The organism is Herbiconiux sp. 320_LB (assembly GCF_059691755.1).
This window is the reverse complement of record NZ_JCAWAD010000002.1, coordinates 601,306-620,930: the sequence shown is the minus strand read 5'-3', so window position 1 is coordinate 620,930 and position 19,625 is coordinate 601,306. Positions and strand designations below refer to the sequence as shown.

The following is a 19,625-nucleotide window of genomic DNA, read 5'->3' as shown; positions in this document are numbered from 1 at the left end:
AGCGTTCACATCCTCTGTTACGGTGCTGCCAACGGGAGACCCCGACCGACCGCCCGAGGAGGCGCCATGAGCATCAACCTGAACCCCTATCTCAGTTTCCGTGGCCAGGCCAAGGAGGCGATGGAGTTCTACGAATCGGTCTTCGGCGGCCGGCTGACCAGCAGCACCTTCGCGGAGTTCGACATGCCGGCCGAGCCGGGCGAGGCCGATCTGATCATGCACGCCCAGCTCGTCACGCCGACGGGTCTCATCCTGATGGGGTCGGACGTGCCCTCCTCGATGCCGTACACCGTGGGCGACAACATCTCGGTCTCACTCAGCGGCGACGACGAGGATGCGCTGCACGGCTGGTTCGACGCGCTCGCCGAGGGCGGCGAGATCACGCTGCCGCTGGAGAAGGCGCCGTGGGGGGACAGCTTCGGTCAGCTCACCGACCGGTTCGGCATCCACTGGCTCGTGAACATCGGCGGCACCGCCGTCTGAGGGGAAGGGCGCCGGGGCGGGCAGCGTTCAGCGCGTGCGGCCTCCGGAACGGGCGACCGGCGGGCTCAGCCCTCGTCGCGCGAGTGCTTGGCCTTCCGGCGCGCTTCGAGCGCCTCCTTCTCGGCCTTCAGCGACGCCACCGTCGTCGGGTCGAGCGCGGGGTCGGGGATGTCGATGAACGGGCTCTGGCTGCCGGTACGGGAGTTCAGCACCGAGGAGTAGTTAATGGCGGCGGCGCGCACCTTCGCGGTCGCACGCTCGCGCTTGCTCCGGCTGCTCTTGGAGTCCTTGAGCACCTCGACGTGGTTCTCGAGAGCCTTCGTCAGCTCCTTCAACGCGGTCTTCGTCTTCTTGGCCATGAGGGCATTATGCCGTCTGAACGTTAACGGATGCGGTCCGGGCGTTCTCGAGGCTCCAGACCCTGCGAAGATCGGGGGATGAAGCAGTTCACCCTCCCGCGCACCGACCTCCCCGCCTCCAACGTGATCCTCGGCATGATGCGGATCGGCGAGCTCGAGGACGAGGAGATCCGCACGCTGGTGCGCACCGCCCGGGACACCGGGATCACCGTCTTCGACCACGCGGACATCTACGGCGGATCGCCGCACGCCTGTGAGGCCCGCTTCGGCGGGGCGATCCGTTTCTCCCCGGCGGAGCGGGAGCAGGTGATGATCCAGTCGAAGGTCGGCATCCGCGAGGGCTACTTCGACTTCTCGGCCGAGCACATCGTCTCCAGCGCCGAGGCCTCGATCGCGGCGCTCGGGCTCGACCACCTCGACCTCCTGCTGCTGCACCGGCCGGATGCGCTGGTCGAGCCGGACGAGGTCGCCGCCGCCTTCGACACCCTGCACGAGTCGGGCCTGGTCTCGGCGTTCGGCGTCTCGAACCACACGCCGGGCCAGATCGACCTGCTGGCGCGATCGGTGCGGCAGCCCCTGGTGGTCGACCAGGTGCAGTTGAGCATCACGCACGCACCGCTGATCGCGGCGGGGGTGGCGGCGAACATGGCCGACGACCCGCAGTCGGTCGACCGCGACAACGGGTTGCTCGACTACTGCCGGGTCGAGGGCATCACGCTGCAGGCGTGGTCGCCGTTCCAGAGCGGACGGTTCCCCGGGGTGTTCCTCGGCGACCGCGAGCACTACGGCGAGCTGAACGACGTGCTCGACGAGCTCGCCGCGGCGTACGGGGTGACGCCGACGGCGATCGCTCTGGCCTGGATCACCCGGCACCCGGCCGGCATCCAGGTCGTGCTCGGCACGACGAGTCCCGCGCGGGTGCGCGAGGCCGCGGCCGGAGCCGACCTGCGGCTGACCCGGCCCGAGTGGTACCGCCTGTTCACGGCGGCGGGCCACCGCCTGCCCTGAGCAGCGCCTGTCAGAGCGACTCGGCGAGAGCCCGCTCGAAGTGCGGCAGCATCGTCGCCGTGAGCGCGAACGCGACCGTGCCGGCGAAGGGCACGGCCCGCACCGTCTCGATCGCGATCCGGGCGGCGTCGGCATGCGGCCAGCCGTAGACCCCGGCGCTGATCGAGGGGAAGACGACGGATGCGGCGCCCAGCTCGCCTGCCACCTCGAGCGAGCGTCGGTAGGCCGAGGCGAGCACGGCCGACCGGTCCTCCCGGGCCGAGTACACCGGCCCGACGGTGTGCACGACCCAGCGCGCCGGGAGTCGTCCGGCGGTGGTGGCGACGGCGTCTCCCGCGGGAAGCCCGTCCGGCAGCACGGTGCGCCGCAGCTCCCGGCACGCGGCGAGGATCTCGGGCCCGCCCGCGCGGTGGATCGCCCCGTCGACGCCGCCCCCACCCAGCAGCGAGCTGTTCGCGGCGTTCACCACCGCATCCGCCGCCACCGTAGTGATGTCGGCCACCCGAACCTCAACCGCACCGTTCATGCGAAGAAACCTACTCGCGCCCCCGAAATGGCACAGGGGTCAAACCGATTCTCGTCAGGCAGCCAGCACACTTTCCAGCGCCGACCGGAACATCGTCAGCCCGTCGACTCCCGAGCGCATCGCCGCGGCGGTGTCGGGGCCGAAGCCGGCCTCGACCGCGTGCTCGGGATGCGGCATCAGGCCCACCACGTTGCCGCGCGCGTTCGTGATGCCGGCGATGTCGTCGAGCGAGCCGTTCGGGTTGACGCCGACGTAGCGGAAGGCCACGAGGCCCTCGCCGTCGAGCCGCGCGAGAGTCTCGGCCGAGGCGATGTAGCCGCCCTCGCCGTTCTTCAGCGGGATCGTGATCTCCTGGCCGACCGTGTACCCGTTCGTCCACGCCGTGGAGGCGTTCTCGACCCGGAGCACCTGGTCGCGGCAGACGAAGCTGCCGTGGTCGTTGCGGATCAGGCCGCCGGGCAGCAGGTGCGCCTCGGTCAGCATCTGGAAGCCGTTGCAGATGCCGAGCACCGGCACACCGCGCTCGGCGGCCGAGACGACCTCGCGCATGATGGGGGAGTGCGAGGCGATCGCGCCGCAGCGCAGGTAGTCGCCGTAGCTGAAGCCACCGGGGAGCACGATCGCGTCGACGCCCTGCAGGTCGTGATCGCCGTGCCAGAGGGCGACGGGCTCGGCGCCGGCGAAGCGCACGGCGCGCTGGGCGTCCCGGTCGTCGAGGGAGCCGGGGAAGGTGACGACGCCGACCCGGGTCACGCGAGCACTCCGGATGCGGAGGCGGCGCTGTGCTCGCCGGCCTCGTCGACGACGGTGATGTTCACCACATCCTCGATCACCGAGTTCGACAGCAGGTCGTCGGCGATCTCGCGAACGGCCGCGAGCACCTCGGCGTCGACGGCGCCCTCGACGGTCAGTTCGAAGCGCTTGCCGACTCGCACGGAGCTGAACTCCGAGCGACCGAGCCGGGCCAGGGCGCCGGCGACGGCCTTCCCCTGCGGGTCGAGGAGTTCGGCTTTGGGCATGACGTCGACGACGATCTTCGGCACGTGGTGCTCCTGCGGTCGGGGCGGGACGGACCCCGCCATTCTACGCCAGGCGCCGGCCGCGGCTGTCGGTCGGGCCGCCGTCGGCCTCGGCCACCAGCCGGCCCAGCTCGCGGCGGGTGCGCGCGCCCACCTTGCCCCGCGCCGTGTAGACGTGCGACTCGACCGTGCGCACCGAGAGGAACAGCTGCCGGGCGATCTCCTTGTTCGTCAGCTGCCGGGAGACCAGGAGCGCGACCTCGTGCTCCCGGTCGGTCAGCTCGTCGAGTCCGGCACCGGCGGAATCATCCCGCGAGTCGCGACCGCCGTCGTCGGAGTCGTCGTCCCGGTGCCGCTGCGGCCCGCGGCGCGGCTCCAGCCCGGCCGAGAGCCCGGCCGGGAACCCGGCCGAGAGCCCACCCGAGGGCCCGGCGGGGAACCGCGACTCGCCTCCGAACATCCGCTCGGCGGGGCGCCGGCGCACCCCGGCCGGCTCCGTCGACCGCTCCTCCGCATCCGGAACCTCGCCGCCCCGCCGGGCGAGCCCGCGCACGTCCGAACGCCGATCGGCCCGGTGCCCCGAGGTCGGCTGGAGGTCGGCCCGGAGGATGCCGGGGGGCGCGTAGGTCTCCATCGGCACCACCGCCCGTGCGGCGACCAGGTTCGTCAGGCGCCTGATGTCGATCGACCCCGGCAGCAGCCCGCCTGCCGCCTCGCGCTCGGCGAGGGCCCGTGAGGCCGCCTCCTCCGCGGCGGCGAGGTCGCCCTCGGCGGCCCGCAACTGCGACTCGACGATGAGACCCGAGACCCGGTAGAGCCGGTGCGCGGCCATCAGGCCGGGATCGACCTCGTCCAGGAACGCCCGGGCGGCCGCCAGCTCACCGATCTGGGTCAGTGCCGCGATCCGGGAGTGGACGACCAGTGGCCGCCAGAGGGCGAACTCGACCCGTTCGAACCGGCGCAACGACGCCGCGAGCTCGGTCTCGGCCCGCGCCCCGTCGCCGGTGCCGACCCCGTGCAGCACGCCGGCCGCGATACCGACCATGGCGAGCCCGGTGCGGTCGTCGCGCTGCGCCGCCTGCAGGGTCGCCGCGCGGAGCCGGTCGGCCAGCCCGGGGGTGGCGACGCCGCCGAGGATGATCGTCATCGACTCGAAGCAGAGGATGGACAGCTCCGCGAGCAGCGAGACCGGCTTTCCGGTGATCGGGTCGCGATTGGCCCGTTCGGCCTGCGCGAAGCTCGCGGCGCCGGCGTTGAGCCGGCCCAGCTCGGATTCGGCGAACCCGGCCAGCACCCCGGCCCGTGCTCGCGCGAGGGGCCCGGCGCCCGGCACGGCGAGCACCTTCGCGGCGTGCTCGACCGCGTGGAACCAGTCCATCTCGAGGCACGCCGTCTCGGCGCGGTGCACGTCGACCTCGCAGCGGATCGTGGGGTCGGTGACGCCCGCCGCGTCGAGCCACTCCTCGATCTCGTCGAGTCGGCGACCCTGGGGCATCCACGACGACAGCGTGCCCCACCAGCGGATGAGCCGGCGCAGGTCGGCGGCGGGCATCGTCGCGGGGTCGTGCACCGTGAGCTCCTGGTAGGCCTCGGGCCACCGCCCCAGGCGCGCGTACGCGCGGGAGGCCTCGATGTGCAGCGTCGCGCAGCCGTCGTTCTGGCGGCCGAGGTTCACGTACGCCAGCGCGAGGTCGGCGCGCCCCCGCGAGTTCGCGGCGCGGGCCGCGTTGGCGAGCACCCGGCAGCGCACGCCGGCGTCGACCTCGGCGGGCGACGGCACGGTGGGCTTCGCGATGTACCACTTGCTCGCCACGAGTCGGTCGACGACGTCGCCGGCCGGATGCGCGCCGGCGGCCAGCGCACGGTTCGCCACCGCGTCCAGCGCCGCCCCGAGCTTCTCCGGCGCCACGCGGCGTTCGGCCTCCCGGGCCAGGGCGGAGTTGGTGTACAGACCGCGGGCGTTGTTCGAGTCGGCGAAGATCGCGCGGCGCTGGATGAGCGACTGCAGCACCTCGGGATCGATGTTCTGCGCGGCGGTCGCGTACTCCACCCCGCGCAGCCGGCCGAGCACGGCCAAGGCCAGGCACTCCTCTTCGGTGCACTCGCCGAGGGTCACCGAGAAGGCGTCCGACAGCCGCGACCCGGGCGCCAGCTCGCGCGCCGGATCCAGGGGATCGCGCCCCGCCGCCGAGGCCGCCGCCGCGTCGAGCGCGAGCTCGTGCAGCAACCGGCGGGAGCCGAGAGAGCGGGTGAACAGGGCGGCCCGGGTGGCGGTGTCGAGGCAGTCGGGACCGACGAAGGCGCTGATCAGGGCGTCCGCGGTGGCGTGGTCCAGCGGCGAGAGATCGAAGCGGGCGGCCGCGCCGTCGAGCCAGAGGTCGACGACGATCTGGGCGTTCCCCTTCGACGGATCGGCGTCCACCGCCAGGAGCACGCGGGCCGACCCGGTGAAGACGGCGCGGGCGATCGCGTCCAGGGAGGAGGTGTCCAGCGCCTGAGCGTCGTCGACGACGATGAGCACGGGGTCGCCGCCGGTCTCCGGCTGCTCGGAGAGGAGCGGCTTCAGGCGCTCGTCGCCCGCCGCCCGCAGGGCACCCAGCGGAACCCGGGTCAAGGCCGTGGCGCCGCGGACGACCACCGGGTCGAGTCGATGGGCCCGCAGCAGCCGCACCACCTCGGCGGCGAAGAAGCTCTTCCCCGACCCGAGCGCTCCGGCGAGCGTCACGCTGCCCTCGCGTCGCAGGTGGGCGACGACCTCCTCGACGCGCTCATCCACGCCGACCATGCTCGGCCTGTAGTTCTCAGCCGGTCCGACGTGTCGGATCCCGCCCCTCCGTGCTGTCATCTGTGACCCCCACGACCACATCTTCACATTCGAAAAGCCCTGGAGAAAGGTGTACAGCGTCGTCCGCCCCCTCCGCGGCTGGTTCCAATCTACTCATGGCGGGTACTCAGCGGGTGCTCCCCGCCCGGTTGACTACTACCGATTTCTGCCGAGCGCTCGTCCCCGCACTACCGAGATCCGCCTCGCGCAACGGTGTCCGGTACCGGGATAGCCGCACGACTCGAGACCCCCACCACGGAGGAACCACCGAGGCCGGTCGACGCCCATGGTGCACGCGTTCCCGCCGCCCCTAGCGTGCGGAGGCAGATCCGATCGGATCGCGGTCCGCTGGATGACCCGGGCTGCACCTGACTGAAATGGGGACAACGAGATGACATCTCACGCTTCGACGGAGAAGACCAGCGGCACCAAGGGCGGCACCCGCCGCAAGGTGTTCGCTCTCGCCGCGGCCGGCGCCGTGCTGGGGATCGGCGCCAGCGCGACGCTCGCGGCCTGGACCGACTCCGAATGGGTGTTCGGCGGCGACGGAGCCGGCGGACCCGGCATCGGCACCTCGACCTTCGAGGTGCAGCAGAACACGGTGGCACCCTTCGATGTGCCCGCGGACTTCGTGAGCGAGGACACCAACCCCGGTGGCGAGATCACCTTCGGGATCGACGCCCTCGACATCTCGCCCGGCGACGCGGTCTACTCGGCGATGTCGCTCCGCACGACGGCGTCCTCGCTCGGCGGCACCGTCGAGCTCCAGCCGGCCGTGCCGGCCGCGGGCATCGCGGTCAACGACCCCGACGACCTGCTCTTCGATGCGCTCGAGGTGCGGGTGGCCACGAGTGCCACACCCATCGCGGCCTGCGACGCCACCGCGTTCGCCGGCGGGCTCGGTTCGCCGACCGTCATCGCCGACGGTGCGCTCGGAAGCGCGGGCGGCACGGCCACCCAGACCCTCGCGCCCGCGGCCGGAAGCATCCAGTACTACTGCTTCGAGGTCTCGATGCCCGATCCCTTCGTTCCCGCCGCCGGCTTGGACGCCGACGACTACATGGGTCTGACGGCAGCGCCGGCCTGGAACTTCGCGGGCGAGGCGAACTGATCCGCCGACGGCACCGACCGGATCTCCAGACCACCGCGGGGGAACAGATGAGCACGAGTACGACCACGGCCGTCCGGCACCGTCCGTCGCTGCGCGACGCGACCGTGACGGCCGTGGGAACCTTCGGCATCCTCGCGGTGGTCTGGCTCCTGGTGTCGTGGATGTTCTCGCTCTCGGTGATCGTGTTCGTCACCGGATCGATGGCTCCCACGATGCCGACCGGCACCGGCGCCGTCATCCAGACCGTCGCCGCCTCGGAGCTGCGGGTGGGAGACGTGGTGACCATTCCCCGTTCGCTGAGCGGAACTCCGGTCACGCACCGGATCGTGGCCGTCGACGAGGTGCCGGGGAGCGCCGACCAGCGCTCGCTCACCCTCAAGGGCGACGACAACGAACGGCCCGACCGCGAGCAGTACGTGGTCGCCGAGGCGGGGCGGGTGATCGTCGCCGTTCCGGGGGCCGGCACGGTGGTCGCTTGGCTGAAGAGCCCGATCGCGATGGTCGGGATCACGGTCGCCGTCGCCGCCGTCGCGGCCTGGGCGTTCTGGCCCACCCGCCGCGACCGGCGCACGAAGCCGCGGCACTGACACCGGCTCACCACGTGCACGCCTGACCACCGGCACTGCCTCACCACGGGAACCGTCTCACCACCGGCACCGCCTCACCACCGGCACAGAATCATCGACAGGGGAATCACATGCTCCATCCCGAAGCGGCCCGGCGGCCTTCCCGCGCCGTGACCGCGCTGATCGGCCTCGGCTCCGTCGCCGCGCTGGCCCTGGGCTCGCTCGTGCTGGCGGATGCGGCCACGGCCGCCTTCGTCGACGTCCCCGAGACCGGCGCGCCCGGCCACCTGGTGCTGGCGGCCGACCCCTACCCTGCCAAATTCCTCGACATCAGCCCCGGTGACCCCGCCTACTGGCAGGTGGACGCACGGCTCGAGGACGCGACGCGCGCCACCCTCAGCCTCGAGCTGCGGAAGGACGGCGCGGTCACCGAGCATCCCCGGGGCATCACGATGACGGTCGACCGCTGCTCGGTCGCCTGGACCGACCCGCAGACGGCCCCGACCTGCCGGGAGGGCTACGCGCGGATCGCCGTGGCCACGCCGGCCGACGACTACGCCACGTCGAGCCCCAGCTTCACGCTCCAACCCCTGACCGCGGGGTCGCCCGAGCACCTGCTCGTGACGCTCGCGGTGGAGGACTCCGCCGCGGCCCGGGCCGACGACAGCCTGATGGGGCTCACCGGCACGATGGGCGTGGGACTCACTGCCACCGCCATCGACGACCGCCCCATCACACCCGTGACGCCCCGCAAGGGCACCCTCGCGAACACGGGTCTGGACGGCGGCTTCCCGGCGATGCTCGCCTTCGGCGCCCTGACCGCCGGCCTGCTCGGCCTCGCAATGGTCGCCGGGCGCCTGCACAGACGATCGATCCGACGCGGCGAGGACAACTGACATGCGACGACTCACGACCACCCTAGGCCTCCTTACCGCCACCGCGCTGACGGTCGCCCTCGTGCCCTCCACGATCGGGGCGACCACCGCATCCTGGCCCGACGAGGAGTGGGTGCACGGCGACGTCGGCACCTCCTCCTTCGACTGCGGCACCGATGAGGGATACGCGTCGACCGGGTTCGGCCGCTTCCTCAGCGGGTCGCTGCTCGGCACGAACCTCGACAACGTCGCCGCCCTCACGGGCATGACGCTGACGCAGGACGGCGCGGGAGCGCTGACGGTCGACCCGACGAACGCGCAGAACCTCGGCTCGGCGCCTCCGACCTCGACCTACGCGAACCCGCTGAACATCTCCGCGCTCGGCGGGATCGCCGGGCTGAACCTCAGCGGGCTTCAGGTCGGTCTCCCGATCGGCTCGCTCGGTGCGGTCAACCAGTACGCGCAGGTCTCGGGCTACGGTACGTCGACGGGGGCATCCGGTCTCGTGAACGACTCGGGCGCGGTGCTCGTCTCGGCCTCGACGCCCGACGACCAGCTGCCCCAGCCGGCGACCATCTCCCTGACCTCGCTCCTCGGCCCGGTGACGGGCATCACGGATGCGAAGGCGCAGGTGGGTGCGGTCGGCGCGAGTTCGTCGCTGGACTGGTGCGCGGCGCTGCGCTCCTCGCTCTGGGGTGACGGCTCGGTCACGGGGGTGACCCGCGACTACGGGATCGCCGGCCTCGGCGTGCAGCTGACCAGTCCGCTGGTCGGCGACCTCGTCAGCGGCGTCTCGGCGGGCCTGCCCGCCATTCAGTCGGCGTTCGACGGTCTGACCGGAACGAACGGCGTGCTCTCGAACCGCATCCGGGCGCAGCTCAACCTGCTGGTGCCGGGCCTCACGGTGGGGAACCTCACCGGGAACGTCACGGTGTCCAACCTCAACCTCGCCACGACGGTGTCGAGCCTGCTCACCCAGAAGCTGACGAGCCCCGACGGGACCGTGTCGGTGGATCTCGCGACGGGCCGGATCGACGCCGACCTCGCCGCCATCCTGGGGGGTGCCGGTGGGTTGAACGATCTGCCGCCGAACACCGAGCTGGTGCTGAACGCGGCGGTGCTCAATCCGATCGTCACGCGGGTCGGCGCCCTGCTAGACGCCTTCGTGACGCAGGTGACGACCACGATCACGAACGCGATCCGGGCGGCGACCGTGTCGGTGAATCTCGCGGTGGGGCTCAACGTGGCCGGGATCCAGCTGGTGTCGACCGGGTTGCACCTCAACTCGACGATCGGCGGTCTCGTCGACGGAACCGCGACCTTCACGGTCGACCCGCCCCAGTTCGTCACCGGGACCCTCCTCGCCACCCTGCTGGGCATCCTCGGGGCGGGCAACACGGTGGCGACCCTCACGACCGCGATCCTCGGACTCGCGACCGGGCTCGTGGCTCCGCTCGGCAACGCCGTCACCACGACGGTGCTCTCGCTGGTCACGACACTCGGGGCGACGCTCGCGGGCCTGGTCACCCCGATCGTCACCGCGGTGGGGACAATCGTCGGCCGGCTGCCGCAGGTGCTGTCGCTCGCCGTGAACGTGCAGCCCGACCAGCCGAACCCGATCGCGGGGACGAGCTACATCCCGGCGAGCGGCGACTCGAGCGCCCAGTACCTCGTGACCGCCCTGCGGCTCGGACTCGTGCCGTTCAGCGGCGGGACGGTGGCGCACGCCGCGTTCGGAACGGCCTCGGCGGGACCGAACACGGCACCGTGAGGATTGCATGTCGGTACAGGTAGGCGATAGGCTTTTTGTCCCCCGAGGGGGTGACAATCCTTCAGTTATCCTAAGTTAACCTGATGGAAATGTTCAGTCTTTCTTTCGCCACGTTCCCCTCCTAGCATGGCCAGATCCGTGTGAGCCATTCGTCCTAGGAGAGTCATGTCCCGAAAAGCCACGAGATCGTTGAAAGCGATCCTCGCGACTGTGATGGGAGGGGCTCTCTTCGCGGCCCCCCTCGTCGGCGTCGCCGCGTCCGCATCCGCATCCGTCACCGGTACCGGCGTGGTCATCAACGAGGTGTACACGAAGGGCGGCAGCGCCAACGCCTTCTTCAACAAGAAGTTCGTCGAGCTCTACAACCCGGGCACCGCGAGCGTCTCGTTGGACGGCTGGTCGCTGCAGTACCGCTCCTCGGGCGGCACCGGTGCCGCGAACGGCGTCGGCGCCCTCACCGGCTCGATCCAGGCCGGCGGCTACTACCTCGCCGCCATCGACGGCAACGGCGGCGCGACCGCCGTCGGCGCCGCCCTGCCGACCCCGGACATCGACCTCGGTTCGAAGCTGAACCCCTCCGGCACGACCGGAACACTCTTCCTCGCCGACACCACGACGGCGCTGACGCCGCCGGTCGGCACCGCCACGAACGTCGCCGACATCGTCGACCTCGTCGGCTACGGCACCTCCAACACCTTCGAGACCGCGGTCGAGCCCGTCGAGGGCGCCAACGGCGTTCCGAACGCGCTCGTGCGCACGAACTTCGGCGACACGGACGACAACTCCGCCGACTTCAGCACCACCACCACCCTCACGCCGCAGGCGAGCGCCGGTGGCGGGACCGATCCGGATCCCGACCCCACCGACCCGCCCGCGGGCGAGGCGCACACGATCGCCGAGCTCCAGGGCACCGGCGCATCCTCGCCCTACGCCACGGCCACGCCCGCGACGGTCAGCACCACCGGTGTCGTCACGGCCGCGTACGCGACCGGCGGCTTCAACGGCTACACCATCCAGACCCCCGGCACCGGCGGCGGCGCCGTCGACGGCCGCACCGCCTCGGATGCGATCTTCGTCTACTCCGCCAGCACCGCGGGCTCGGTCACAATCGGCGACTACGTCAAGGTGACCGGCACGATCTCCGAGTTCCAGGGCCTGACCGAGTTCAACGTGACCTCGGCCGCCGGCCTGGAGAAGCTGACCGAGACCGTCGCCCCGGTGACGCCCGTCTCGCTCACCCTCCCGCTCGGCGAGGCCGCCCGCGAGACCGTCGAGAGCATGCTCGTCGCCCCGCAGGGTGCGTACACGGTGAGCAACACCTACTCCACGAACCAGTACGCCGAGATCGGCCTCGCCGCCGGTGACGCGCCACTGATCACCCCGACTGAGATCGCCCGCCCCGGCACCGCCGAGTACACCGCCGCCGTGGCCGACAACGCCGCGAAGGCCGTCACCCTCGACGACGGCGCGAGCATCAACTTCCTCGGCTCGACGGCGAACAAGAACATCCCGCTGCCGTACCTGACCGAGAACCCGGACATCACGGTGGGCGCGAAGGCGACCTTCTCGGCCCCGGTCGTCCTCGACTACCGCAACAGTGCCTGGAAGTTCCAGCCCACCTCGCAGTACGCCGTCGGCGGCACCGCCCCGGCGACCTTCAGCGATGCGCAGGACGCGGCTCCGGCCGAGGTCGGCGGCGCCGTGCAGATCGCCGGCTTCAACGTGCTGAACTACTTCCCCACCACCGGTGACCAGCTCTCGGGCTGCTCGTTCTACACCGACCGTGCCGGCAACAACATCACGGTGAACACCGGATGCGACGCCCGAGGCGCGGCGAACGCCGAGAACCTGGCGCGCCAGCAGGCCAAGATCGTCGCGGCGATCAACGGCCTCGGCGCCGAGGTCGTCTCGCTCGAGGAGATCGAGAACTCGGTCAAGTTCGGCAAGGACCGCGACAGCGCGCTCAGCACGCTCGTCACCGCCCTGAACGCCGCCGCCGGCAGCGAGGTCTGGGCCTTCGTGCCCTCGCCCGCGGCCGACCAGCTGCCGCCGCTCTCGAGCCAGGACGTGATCCGCACCGCCTTCATCTACAAGAAGGCGGCCGTGGAGCCGGTCGGCGGCTCCGAGGTGCTGATCGACCCGGCGTTCTCCAACGCCCGTCAGCCGCTCGCCCAGCAGTTCAAGGCCGCCGGCTCGACCGACGGATCCTCGTTCATCGCGATCGTCAACCACTTCAAGTCGAAGGGCTCCGGAACCGGCGCCGACGCCGACACCGGTGACGGGCAGGGCGCGTCCAACGCCTCGCGCGTCGCGCAGGCGAACGCGCTGGTCTCCTTCTCGAACTCGCTGCAGACGCAGCTGGGCACGAGCGACGTCTTCCTGATCGGCGACTTCAACGCCTACACGAAGGAAGACCCGGCCGTCGTCATCACGGATGCCGGCTACGTCGACCAGGGCTCGAAGACGGGCAAGTACAGCTACTCGTTCTCCGGCACCTCCGGCTCGCTCGACCACGTCTTCGCGTCGCCCTCGGCCGAGAAGAAGATCACGGGCGTCGACATCTGGAACATCAACTCGGGCGAGTCGATCGCGAAGGAGTACAGCCGCTACAACTACAACGCGACGAACTTCTACGACGAGAGCTTCTACCGCTCGAGCGACCACGACCCGGTGATCGTCGGCTACGACATCGCCGCGGCGCCGTCGACCGTCAACCTCAACCTGATCGACATCAACGACTTCCACGGCCGGATCGACCCGAACACCGTGAAGTTCGCGGGAACCATCGAGCAGCTCCGTGCCGCGGGCGGCGAGGAGAACTCGCTGTTCGTCTCGACCGGTGACAACGTGGGAGCCTCGCTCTTCGCTTCCGCGTCGGCGCAGGACCAGCCCACCATCGACGTGCTCAACGCGCTCGACCTCAAGGCGAGCGCCGTGGGCAACCACGAGTTCGACCAGGGCTACTCCGACCTGACCGACCGCATCATCGGGCCGGACTCGGACCGCAACGCCGAGTGGGACTACCTGGGTGCCAACGTGTACCTGAAGGGCACGACCACCCCGGCGCTGGACGAGTACTCGATCCAGGTCGTCGACGGCCTCCGCGTGGGCGTCATCGGCGCCATCACGCAGGAGACCCCGACGCTCGTATCCCCGGAGCGCATCTCCAGTCTCGACTTCGGCGACCCGGTCGCCGCGGTGAACCGCGTGGCCGCCCAGCTCACCGACGGTGACGAGGCCAACGGCGAGGCCGACGTGCTGATCGCCAACTACCACGAGGGCGCCGGCTTCGGCACTCCCGACGGGGCGACGCTCGACCAGGAGATCGCCGCGGGCGGTGCGTTCGCGGACATCGTGACGAAGACCGCCGCATCCGTCGACGCCATCTTCACCGGCCACACGCACAGGCAGTACGCGTGGGACGGCCCGATCCCGGGTGTGCAGGGCAAGACGCGTCCCATCCTGCAGACCGGCTCGTACGGCGAGAACATCGGCAACGTCGTGCTCACGCTCGACGGCACGACGGGTGACGTTCAGAGCTACACCGCTCGCAACGTGCCCCGCGTGACGACGGCAGACGCGACCCTCGTGGCGACCTACCCCCGCGTGGCCGAGGTCAAGCAGATCACGGATGCGGCCATCGCCGCCGCCGACGTGATCGGCCGCCAGCCCGTCGGGTCGGTCGCGGCCGACATCACGACCGCCTTCACCGGCGGGAGCTACTCCGCCGGGCACTACGTCGGCGGCACGCGGGACGACCGCGGCTCCGAGTCGACGCTGGGCAACCTGGTCGCGGACTCGCTGGTCTCGTCGCTCTCGTCGGCCGACCGCGGAGGCGCGCAGATCGGCGTGGTCAACCCGGGCGGTCTCCGTGCCGAGCTGACCTACGCGCCGGACGGCACGATCACCTACGCCGAGGCCAACGCGGTGCTCCCGTTCGTGAACAACCTCTGGACGACGAGCCTCACGGGCGCGCAGTTCAAGACCGTGCTCGAGCAGCAGTGGCAGACGAACGCCGACGGCACGGTGCCGACGCGCTCGTTCCTGAAGCTCGGTCTCTCGGACAACGTCGAGTACACCTTCGACCCGGCGGCGACCGCGGGCAACCGCATCACCGGCATCTGGGTCGACGGGCAGCCGATCGATCCCGCGGCCAGCTACCGGATCGGGACGTTCAGCTTCCTCACCTCGGGAGGCGACAACTTCCGCGAGCTGGCGAAGGGCTCGAACGCCCGCGACTCCGGTCTGATCGACCGGGACGCGTGGATCGCGTACCTCAAGGCGAATCCGGGCCTGACGCCCGACTTCGCCCGGCACGCGGTGCAGGTCACCAACCTGCCGACGGCTGCGGTCGCGACCAACTCGACCGTGTCCTTCGACGTGGCGGGGCTCGACCTCACCTCGCAGGGCAGCCCGCAGAACACCACCCTCGAGGCGTCCTGGACGGGATCGGCCGCGACCTTCGCGCCGATCACGGTCACGAACGGCGCCGCGAAGGTCTCGCTGACGGTGCCGGGTGACGCCCCGGCGTCGAGCGTGCTGGTGCTCACGGCGAAGCCGAGCGGCACGGTGGTGCGGGTGGCCGTCACGGTCGACCCGACGAAGCCGTTCATCCCCACCGACCGCGTGTCGGGTGAGAACCGCTACGACAGCTCGGTCCAGGCCTCGCAGCAGGGCTGGCCCGACGGGTCCGGCACCGTCTACATCGTCTCGGGCGAGGTGTTCCCCGACGCGCTGTCGGCCACCCCGGCCGCCGCGAAGGACGGCGCTCCGATCCTGCTCACCCAGGGCGGCGAGCTGCCGGCCTCGGTGAAGGAGGAGCTGGAGCGACTCGACCCGACGAAGATCGTCATCGTGGGTGGGCCGGTCTCGGTCTCGACCACGGTGGAGGCCTCGCTGAAGCAGGTCGCGGACGTCACCCGCATCCAGGGCGTCGACCGCTACGACACCGCCCGCAAGGTCGCCGCCACGGCGTTCCCGAGCGGAGCCGGAAGCGTGGTGCTCGCCTCGGGCGGCAACTTCGCCGACGCGCTGTCGGCGGGTGCCGCGATCGGCGCCGACGGCCCGGTCATCCTGGTCGACGGCTCGGCGCAGGCCCTGGACGACGCCACCGAGGCGGCCGTCGACGCGCTCTTGCCCGAGAGCATCGCGATCGCCGGTGGCGTGAACTCGGTCTCGGACGGCATCCTCGCCGACGCGAACGGGATCGCCGGCGCCACCCGCCTCGGCGGAACCGACCGGTACGACACCTCGCGCGTGCTAAACGGGTTCTACTTCGATCAGGCCGACACCGTGCTGCTGGCGACGGGGATCACCTTCCCCGACGCGCTGGCCGGCTCGGCGCTGGCCGCCCGACTGGGGTCGCCGCTGTTCACCGTTCCGGGCACCTGCGTGCCGCAGGCGACGATCGACCAGATCAAGGCGCTCGGCGCGACCGACGTCGTGCTCCTGGGTGGGGCCGAGACCCTCTCCCCGGAGGTGGCGAGCCTGAAGGCCTGCAGCTGATCCGAACCGATCGGAGCTGATCCGATCGTTCACCACCACGGGTAGCGCACGACACGCGCACGTAGCCGGTAATCATGAACTGTTCATGATTACCGGCTACGGTCGTCTCATGACCATCGAGCTGGAGTCACGCATCCGGGAAGCCGGTCTGCGGGTCACCGGCCAGCGGTTGGCGGTGCTGCGAGCGCTCGAGCACCACCCGCACGCGGACACCGACGAGGTGCACCGGCTCGCCGCGGCCGAGTTCCCCGGCTTCTCGCTGCCGGCGACCTACGCCGTGCTGAACGCGCTGACGGATGCCGGGCTCCTCCGCCGCATCGAACCGGCGGGGTCTCCCGCCCGGTACGAGCGACGGACCGGTGACAACCACCACCACGTGGTCTGCACCCGCTGCGGTGCCGTGGCCGACGTCGACTGCGTGCACGGCTCTGCGCCGTGCCTCGCACCGGCCTCGACCGGCGGCTTCGAGATCACGACGGCGGAGGTCACCTTCTGGGGCCTGTGCCCCGAGTGCCTCGCCGCGCGATCGACGACCTGAACACCCCCATGGAAAACAGGAGAACATGACCGACCAGAACTTCACGACCACCAATTCCGGTGCCCCCGTCGCCAGCGACGACCACTCGCAGAGCGTCGGCCCCGACGGTGCGATCGCCCTCCACGACCACTACCTCGTCGAGAAGCTCGCGCAGTTCAACCGCGAGCGGGTCCCGGAGCGCGTCGTGCACGCGAAGGGCGGCGGAGCGTTCGGCACCTTCGAGACCACCGGAGACGTGAGCGCCTACACCCGCGCCGCGCTGTTCCAGCCCGGCGCGACCGTCGACATGCTGGCCCGGTTCTCGACCGTCGCCGGCGAGCAGGGCTCGCCCGACACCTGGCGCGACCCCCGCGGCTTCGCGCTGAAGTTCTACACCGACGAGGGCAACTACGACCTCGTGGGCAACAACACCCCCGTCTTCTTCATCCGCGACGGCATCAAGTTCCCCGACTTCATCCGGTCGCAGAAGCGTCTGCCGGGGTCGCACCTGCGTGACCACGACATGCAGTGGGACTTCTGGACGCTGTCGCCCGAGAGCGCGCACCAGGTGACCTGGCTGATGGGCGACCGCGGCCTGCCCGCATCCTGGCGTCACATGGACGGCTTCGGCTCGCACACCTACCAGTGGATCAACGCCCAGGGCGAGAAGTTCTGGGTCAAGTACCACTTCAAGACCAACCAGGGCATCGAGATCCTGTCGCAGGCCGATGCCGACCAGATCGCCGGCGAGGATGCGGACTTCCACATCCGCGACCTCTCCGAGGCGATCGCGCGCGGCGACTTCCCGACCTGGACCCTCTCGGTGCAGATCATGCCCTACGCCGACGCCGCGACCTACCGGTTCAACCCCTTCGACCTCACCAAGGTGTGGCCGCACGGCGACTACCCGCTGATCGAGGTCGGCACCATGACCCTCAACCGCAACCCGGAGAACTACTTCGCGCAGATCGAGCAGGCCACCTTCGCCCCCTCGAACTTCGTGCCCGGAATCGCGGCCTCGCCGGACAAGATGCTGCTCGCCCGCATCTTCAGCTACGCGGATGCGCACCGCTACCGCGTCGGCACCAATCACGCGCAGCTGCCGGTGAACGCGCCGCTGAAGGAGAACAGCTACTCCAAGGACGGCGCCATGCGGTTCGGGTTCAAGGATGCGTCGCAGCCGGTCTACGCCCCGAACTCGTTCGGCGGACCGCACGCCGACCCGGCACGTCACGGCGACGACTCCGGATGGGAGTCGGACGGCGAGCTCGTGCGCGCGGCCGCGACCCTGCATCCGGAGGACGACGACTTCGGCCAGGCCGGCACCCTCGTGCGCGAGGTGCTCGACGACGCCGCCCGCGAGCGTCTGGTGCAGAACATCGCCGGGCACGTCTCGAAGGTCACGATCCCGTCGTTGCGCGAGCGGGTGCTGCAGTACTGGGCGAACGTCGACGCCGACCTGTCGGCGCGGGTCGCCGCGGCCCTGGAGCCCTCCGCGCCGGGTGCGGACGTCGCGCCCGAAGAGGTGGGGATCGGCCAGGCCTGATCCCCTCGAAGGCGGCCTCAGGGCCGACCCGAGCTGAACGACCCGAGCGGGTCCGGCGTGCTGCCGGGCCCGCTCTCGTCGTCGGGCTGTTGGTGGTCGGGCTGTTCGGCGTCGGGCTGTTCGTCGTCAGGCGCGCTGATCGGCGACGTCGCGGGCCTTCTGGATGCGGTAGGTCGAGACCGGATGCGTGCCGAGCACGACCTTGCCGCGCGAGTGCAGCTTCTCGAGGTCGGCGTAGGCCAGTGCGACGTCCTCCATCGGGTAGAAGCCGGAGATGAGCAGGTGGAACGCCTGGGTCGAGGCCAGCTCCATCAGCGTCTCGAGCTGCTTCGTGCCGTGGGCGATCGACTCCGGGTCGTCCTGCAGCAGTCGCAGCTCGACCTCCCGCCGGTCGGCGCTCGAGCGGTAGCGCGACTCGGGCACCCCGAGGGCGCGGGCCAGCTCGTGCCCGTCCTGCCCGAAGTTGTCGATGAAGGCCGTCACCCCGTTCGGCGCCACGGCGCGGATGCGGTCGGCGATGCCCTCCCCGTAGCGCACCGGGATGATCCGCAGCTGACGCAGGTAGTCGAAGTTGCGGTCGCCGCAGGTGCCGATCACCGTCGCACCGCGATGGCGCGCCAGCTGGGCCTCGATGCTGCCGACGCCGCCCGCGGCCGCGGAGATCACGACGGTGTCGCCGGCGCCGATCCTCAGCTCGTCGAGGGTGTCGAGCGCCGTCACCCCGGCGAGAAAGGCGCCGCCCGCGGTCTCCCAGGTGACGGACTTCGGCTTCGTCACGAGCGCCGCCGCCGGGACGGTGAGGTAGGTGGCCTGGGCGCCGGAGCGCACGTGGCCCACCACGTCGGCGCCGCGCGGGAACCGCGGATCGGCGGACTCCACCACGATCCCGGCGAAGTCGCTGCCGGATCCCCGGGGGAACGGCTCGGCCTCCCAGGCGACCTCGCGCCCGCTGCGGATGAAGCCGTCGATGTGGCTGATGCCCGCGCAGACCACCTCGACGGTGACCTCGCCCGGCCCGGGTGGGGCCAGCGGTCGCGACCGGGCGGAGAGCACCTCGGCCGCACCCGATCGGTCGTACTCGATGACGCTGGTCTCCGTCGGCTTCCTCACCGTGACCACCTCGCTCTCTGGACGTGTTCGGACGTGTTCAGAGGCTAAGCAATCCCGGGCGCGGAGTCCACAGCCCGGCGGGATCGGGATGCTGTGGGTACGGTGGGAGGCATGCAGCCGCTGAAGCGGGTGACCGCCCCCACCGTCGACGTGCTCCGGGCGATCCTCGAGAGCTCCGGGCCCGTGTTCGGACTCGACCTCATGAAGCGCTCCGGGCGCCCCTCGGGAACCATCTACCCCATCCTCGAGCGGCTCGAGCGGCAGGGCTGGATCAGCTCGGTCTGGGAGGAGTCGGTCACCACGCAGCTCCACCGACGCCGGGTCTACGAGTTCACGGACGAGGGCCGGGCGGCCGCCGTCGACCTCCTCGGCAACCGCGGATAGCGCCGCCGGAATTCGGTAATT

General features: G+C 70.9%; 16 protein-coding genes. 10 read left to right on the top strand and 6 right to left on the bottom strand.

Annotation, left to right across the window (positions count from 1 at the left end; translation table 11 throughout):
* Positions 1–66: 66 nt before the first annotated feature.
* On the top strand, positions 67–483 hold the full coding sequence (locus AC59HU_RS06955; RefSeq protein ID WP_497222649.1) for a VOC family protein: 417 nt from the start codon (positions 67–69) through the stop codon (positions 481–483).
* A 65-nt stretch (positions 484–548) separates the two neighbouring features.
* Here AC59HU_RS06955 and AC59HU_RS06950 read toward each other — a convergent pair whose 3' ends face one another.
* The gene (locus AC59HU_RS06950; RefSeq protein ID WP_497222648.1) at positions 549–842 is read right to left on the bottom strand and encodes a hypothetical protein; all 294 of its coding nucleotides are present in this window, start codon (positions 840–842) and stop codon (positions 549–551) included.
* Between the two features lie 78 nt (positions 843–920).
* Here AC59HU_RS06950 and AC59HU_RS06945 point away from each other — a divergent pair, with 78 nt between their 5' ends.
* On the top strand, positions 921–1,850 hold the full coding sequence (locus AC59HU_RS06945; protein WP_497222647.1) for an aldo/keto reductase: 930 nt from the start codon (positions 921–923) through the stop codon (positions 1,848–1,850).
* 10 nt (positions 1,851–1,860) lie between these two features.
* Here the strand turns inward: AC59HU_RS06945 and AC59HU_RS06940 are convergent, their stop codons facing one another.
* From AC59HU_RS06940 to AC59HU_RS06925, 4 genes are read right to left on the bottom strand one after another with little or no spacing between them, the layout of a single operon-like run.
* Positions 1,861–2,376, bottom strand: coding sequence for an O-acetyl-ADP-ribose deacetylase (locus AC59HU_RS06940; protein ID WP_497222646.1), 516 nt, complete (start codon positions 2,374–2,376; stop codon positions 1,861–1,863).
* Between the two features lie 54 nt (positions 2,377–2,430).
* Entirely contained in the window at positions 2,431–3,129 is a 699-nt protein-coding gene (gene purQ, locus AC59HU_RS06935) for a phosphoribosylformylglycinamidine synthase subunit PurQ (protein ID WP_497222645.1), read from the bottom strand.
* Positions 3,126–3,419 carry a phosphoribosylformylglycinamidine synthase subunit PurS gene (gene purS, locus AC59HU_RS06930; protein ID WP_497222644.1) on the bottom strand — a complete coding sequence of 98 codons (294 nt, stop codon included), beginning with the start codon at positions 3,417–3,419 and terminating at the stop codon, positions 3,126–3,128. Before purS ends, purQ begins: the two co-directional genes overlap by 4 nt.
* Positions 3,420–3,459: 40 nt before the next feature.
* Positions 3,460–6,171, bottom strand: a complete 2,712-nt coding sequence (locus AC59HU_RS06925) for a helix-turn-helix transcriptional regulator (protein WP_497222643.1) — start codon at positions 6,169–6,171, stop codon at positions 3,460–3,462.
* Between the two features lie 439 nt (positions 6,172–6,610).
* Between AC59HU_RS06925 and AC59HU_RS06920 the strand changes: the two genes are divergently transcribed.
* The 7 genes from AC59HU_RS06920 to AC59HU_RS06890 all read left to right on the top strand — a co-directional run bounded on the left by AC59HU_RS06920 (position 6,611) and on the right by AC59HU_RS06890 (position 18,110).
* A complete protein-coding gene (locus AC59HU_RS06920) occupies positions 6,611–7,330 on the top strand; it encodes a SipW-dependent-type signal peptide-containing protein (RefSeq protein ID WP_497222642.1) in 720 nt (239 codons plus the stop codon).
* A gap of 47 nt (positions 7,331–7,377) precedes the next feature.
* The gene (locus AC59HU_RS06915; protein WP_497222641.1) at positions 7,378–7,917 is read left to right on the top strand and encodes a signal peptidase I; all 540 of its coding nucleotides are present in this window, start codon (positions 7,378–7,380) and stop codon (positions 7,915–7,917) included.
* 110 nt (positions 7,918–8,027) lie between these two features.
* Positions 8,028–8,792 (top strand): hypothetical protein, encoded by a 765-nt coding sequence (locus AC59HU_RS06910; protein WP_497222640.1) that lies wholly within the window; start codon positions 8,028–8,030, stop codon positions 8,790–8,792.
* 1 nt (position 8,793) lies between these two features.
* Positions 8,794–10,542, top strand: a complete 1,749-nt coding sequence (locus AC59HU_RS06905) for a choice-of-anchor G family protein (protein WP_497222639.1) — start codon at positions 8,794–8,796, stop codon at positions 10,540–10,542.
* Between the two features lie 213 nt (positions 10,543–10,755).
* On the top strand, positions 10,756–16,047 hold the full coding sequence (locus AC59HU_RS06900) for an ExeM/NucH family extracellular endonuclease (protein ID WP_497222638.1): 5,292 nt from the start codon (positions 10,756–10,758) through the stop codon (positions 16,045–16,047).
* Positions 16,048–16,156: 109 nt separating this feature from the next.
* Positions 16,157–16,585, top strand: coding sequence for a Fur family transcriptional regulator (locus AC59HU_RS06895; RefSeq protein WP_497222637.1), 429 nt, complete (start codon positions 16,157–16,159; stop codon positions 16,583–16,585).
* A gap of 25 nt (positions 16,586–16,610) precedes the next feature.
* Positions 16,611–18,110, top strand: a complete 1,500-nt coding sequence (locus AC59HU_RS06890; RefSeq protein ID WP_497222636.1) for a catalase — start codon at positions 16,611–16,613, stop codon at positions 18,108–18,110.
* Between the two features lie 126 nt (positions 18,111–18,236).
* Here the strand turns inward: AC59HU_RS06890 and AC59HU_RS06885 are convergent, their stop codons facing one another.
* Entirely contained in the window at positions 18,237–19,220 is a 984-nt protein-coding gene (locus AC59HU_RS06885) for an NADP-dependent oxidoreductase (RefSeq protein ID WP_497222635.1), read from the bottom strand.
* A gap of 111 nt (positions 19,221–19,331) precedes the next feature.
* On the opposite strand from AC59HU_RS06885, the gene AC59HU_RS06880 reads away from it, so the two are divergent.
* The gene (locus AC59HU_RS06880; protein WP_497222634.1) at positions 19,332–19,604 is read left to right on the top strand and encodes a PadR family transcriptional regulator; all 273 of its coding nucleotides are present in this window, start codon (positions 19,332–19,334) and stop codon (positions 19,602–19,604) included.
* Positions 19,605–19,625: the final 21 nt, after the last annotated feature.

Coding starts and splice junctions, on each gene's coding strand:
- AC59HU_RS06915 (WP_497222641.1), top strand. CDS start 7,378: ATGAGCACGAGTACGACCACGGCCGTCCGGCACCGTCCGTCGCTGCGC.
- AC59HU_RS06900 (WP_497222638.1), top strand. CDS start 10,756: ATGGGAGGGGCTCTCTTCGCGGCCCCCCTCGTCGGCGTCGCCGCGTCC.
- AC59HU_RS06950 (WP_497222648.1), bottom strand. CDS start 842: ATGGCCAAGAAGACGAAGACCGCGTTGAAGGAGCTGACGAAGGCTCTC.
- AC59HU_RS06945 (WP_497222647.1), top strand. CDS start 921: ATGAAGCAGTTCACCCTCCCGCGCACCGACCTCCCCGCCTCCAACGTG.
- AC59HU_RS06890 (WP_497222636.1), top strand. CDS start 16,611: ATGACCGACCAGAACTTCACGACCACCAATTCCGGTGCCCCCGTCGCC.
- AC59HU_RS06895 (WP_497222637.1), top strand. CDS start 16,157: ATGACCATCGAGCTGGAGTCACGCATCCGGGAAGCCGGTCTGCGGGTC.
- AC59HU_RS06955 (WP_497222649.1), top strand. CDS start 67: ATGAGCATCAACCTGAACCCCTATCTCAGTTTCCGTGGCCAGGCCAAG.
- AC59HU_RS06910 (WP_497222640.1), top strand. CDS start 8,028: ATGCTCCATCCCGAAGCGGCCCGGCGGCCTTCCCGCGCCGTGACCGCG.
- AC59HU_RS06940 (WP_497222646.1), bottom strand. CDS start 2,376: ATGAACGGTGCGGTTGAGGTTCGGGTGGCCGACATCACTACGGTGGCG.
- AC59HU_RS06880 (WP_497222634.1), top strand. CDS start 19,332: ATGCAGCCGCTGAAGCGGGTGACCGCCCCCACCGTCGACGTGCTCCGG.
- AC59HU_RS06920 (WP_497222642.1), top strand. CDS start 6,611: ATGACATCTCACGCTTCGACGGAGAAGACCAGCGGCACCAAGGGCGGC.
- AC59HU_RS06905 (WP_497222639.1), top strand. CDS start 8,794: ATGCGACGACTCACGACCACCCTAGGCCTCCTTACCGCCACCGCGCTG.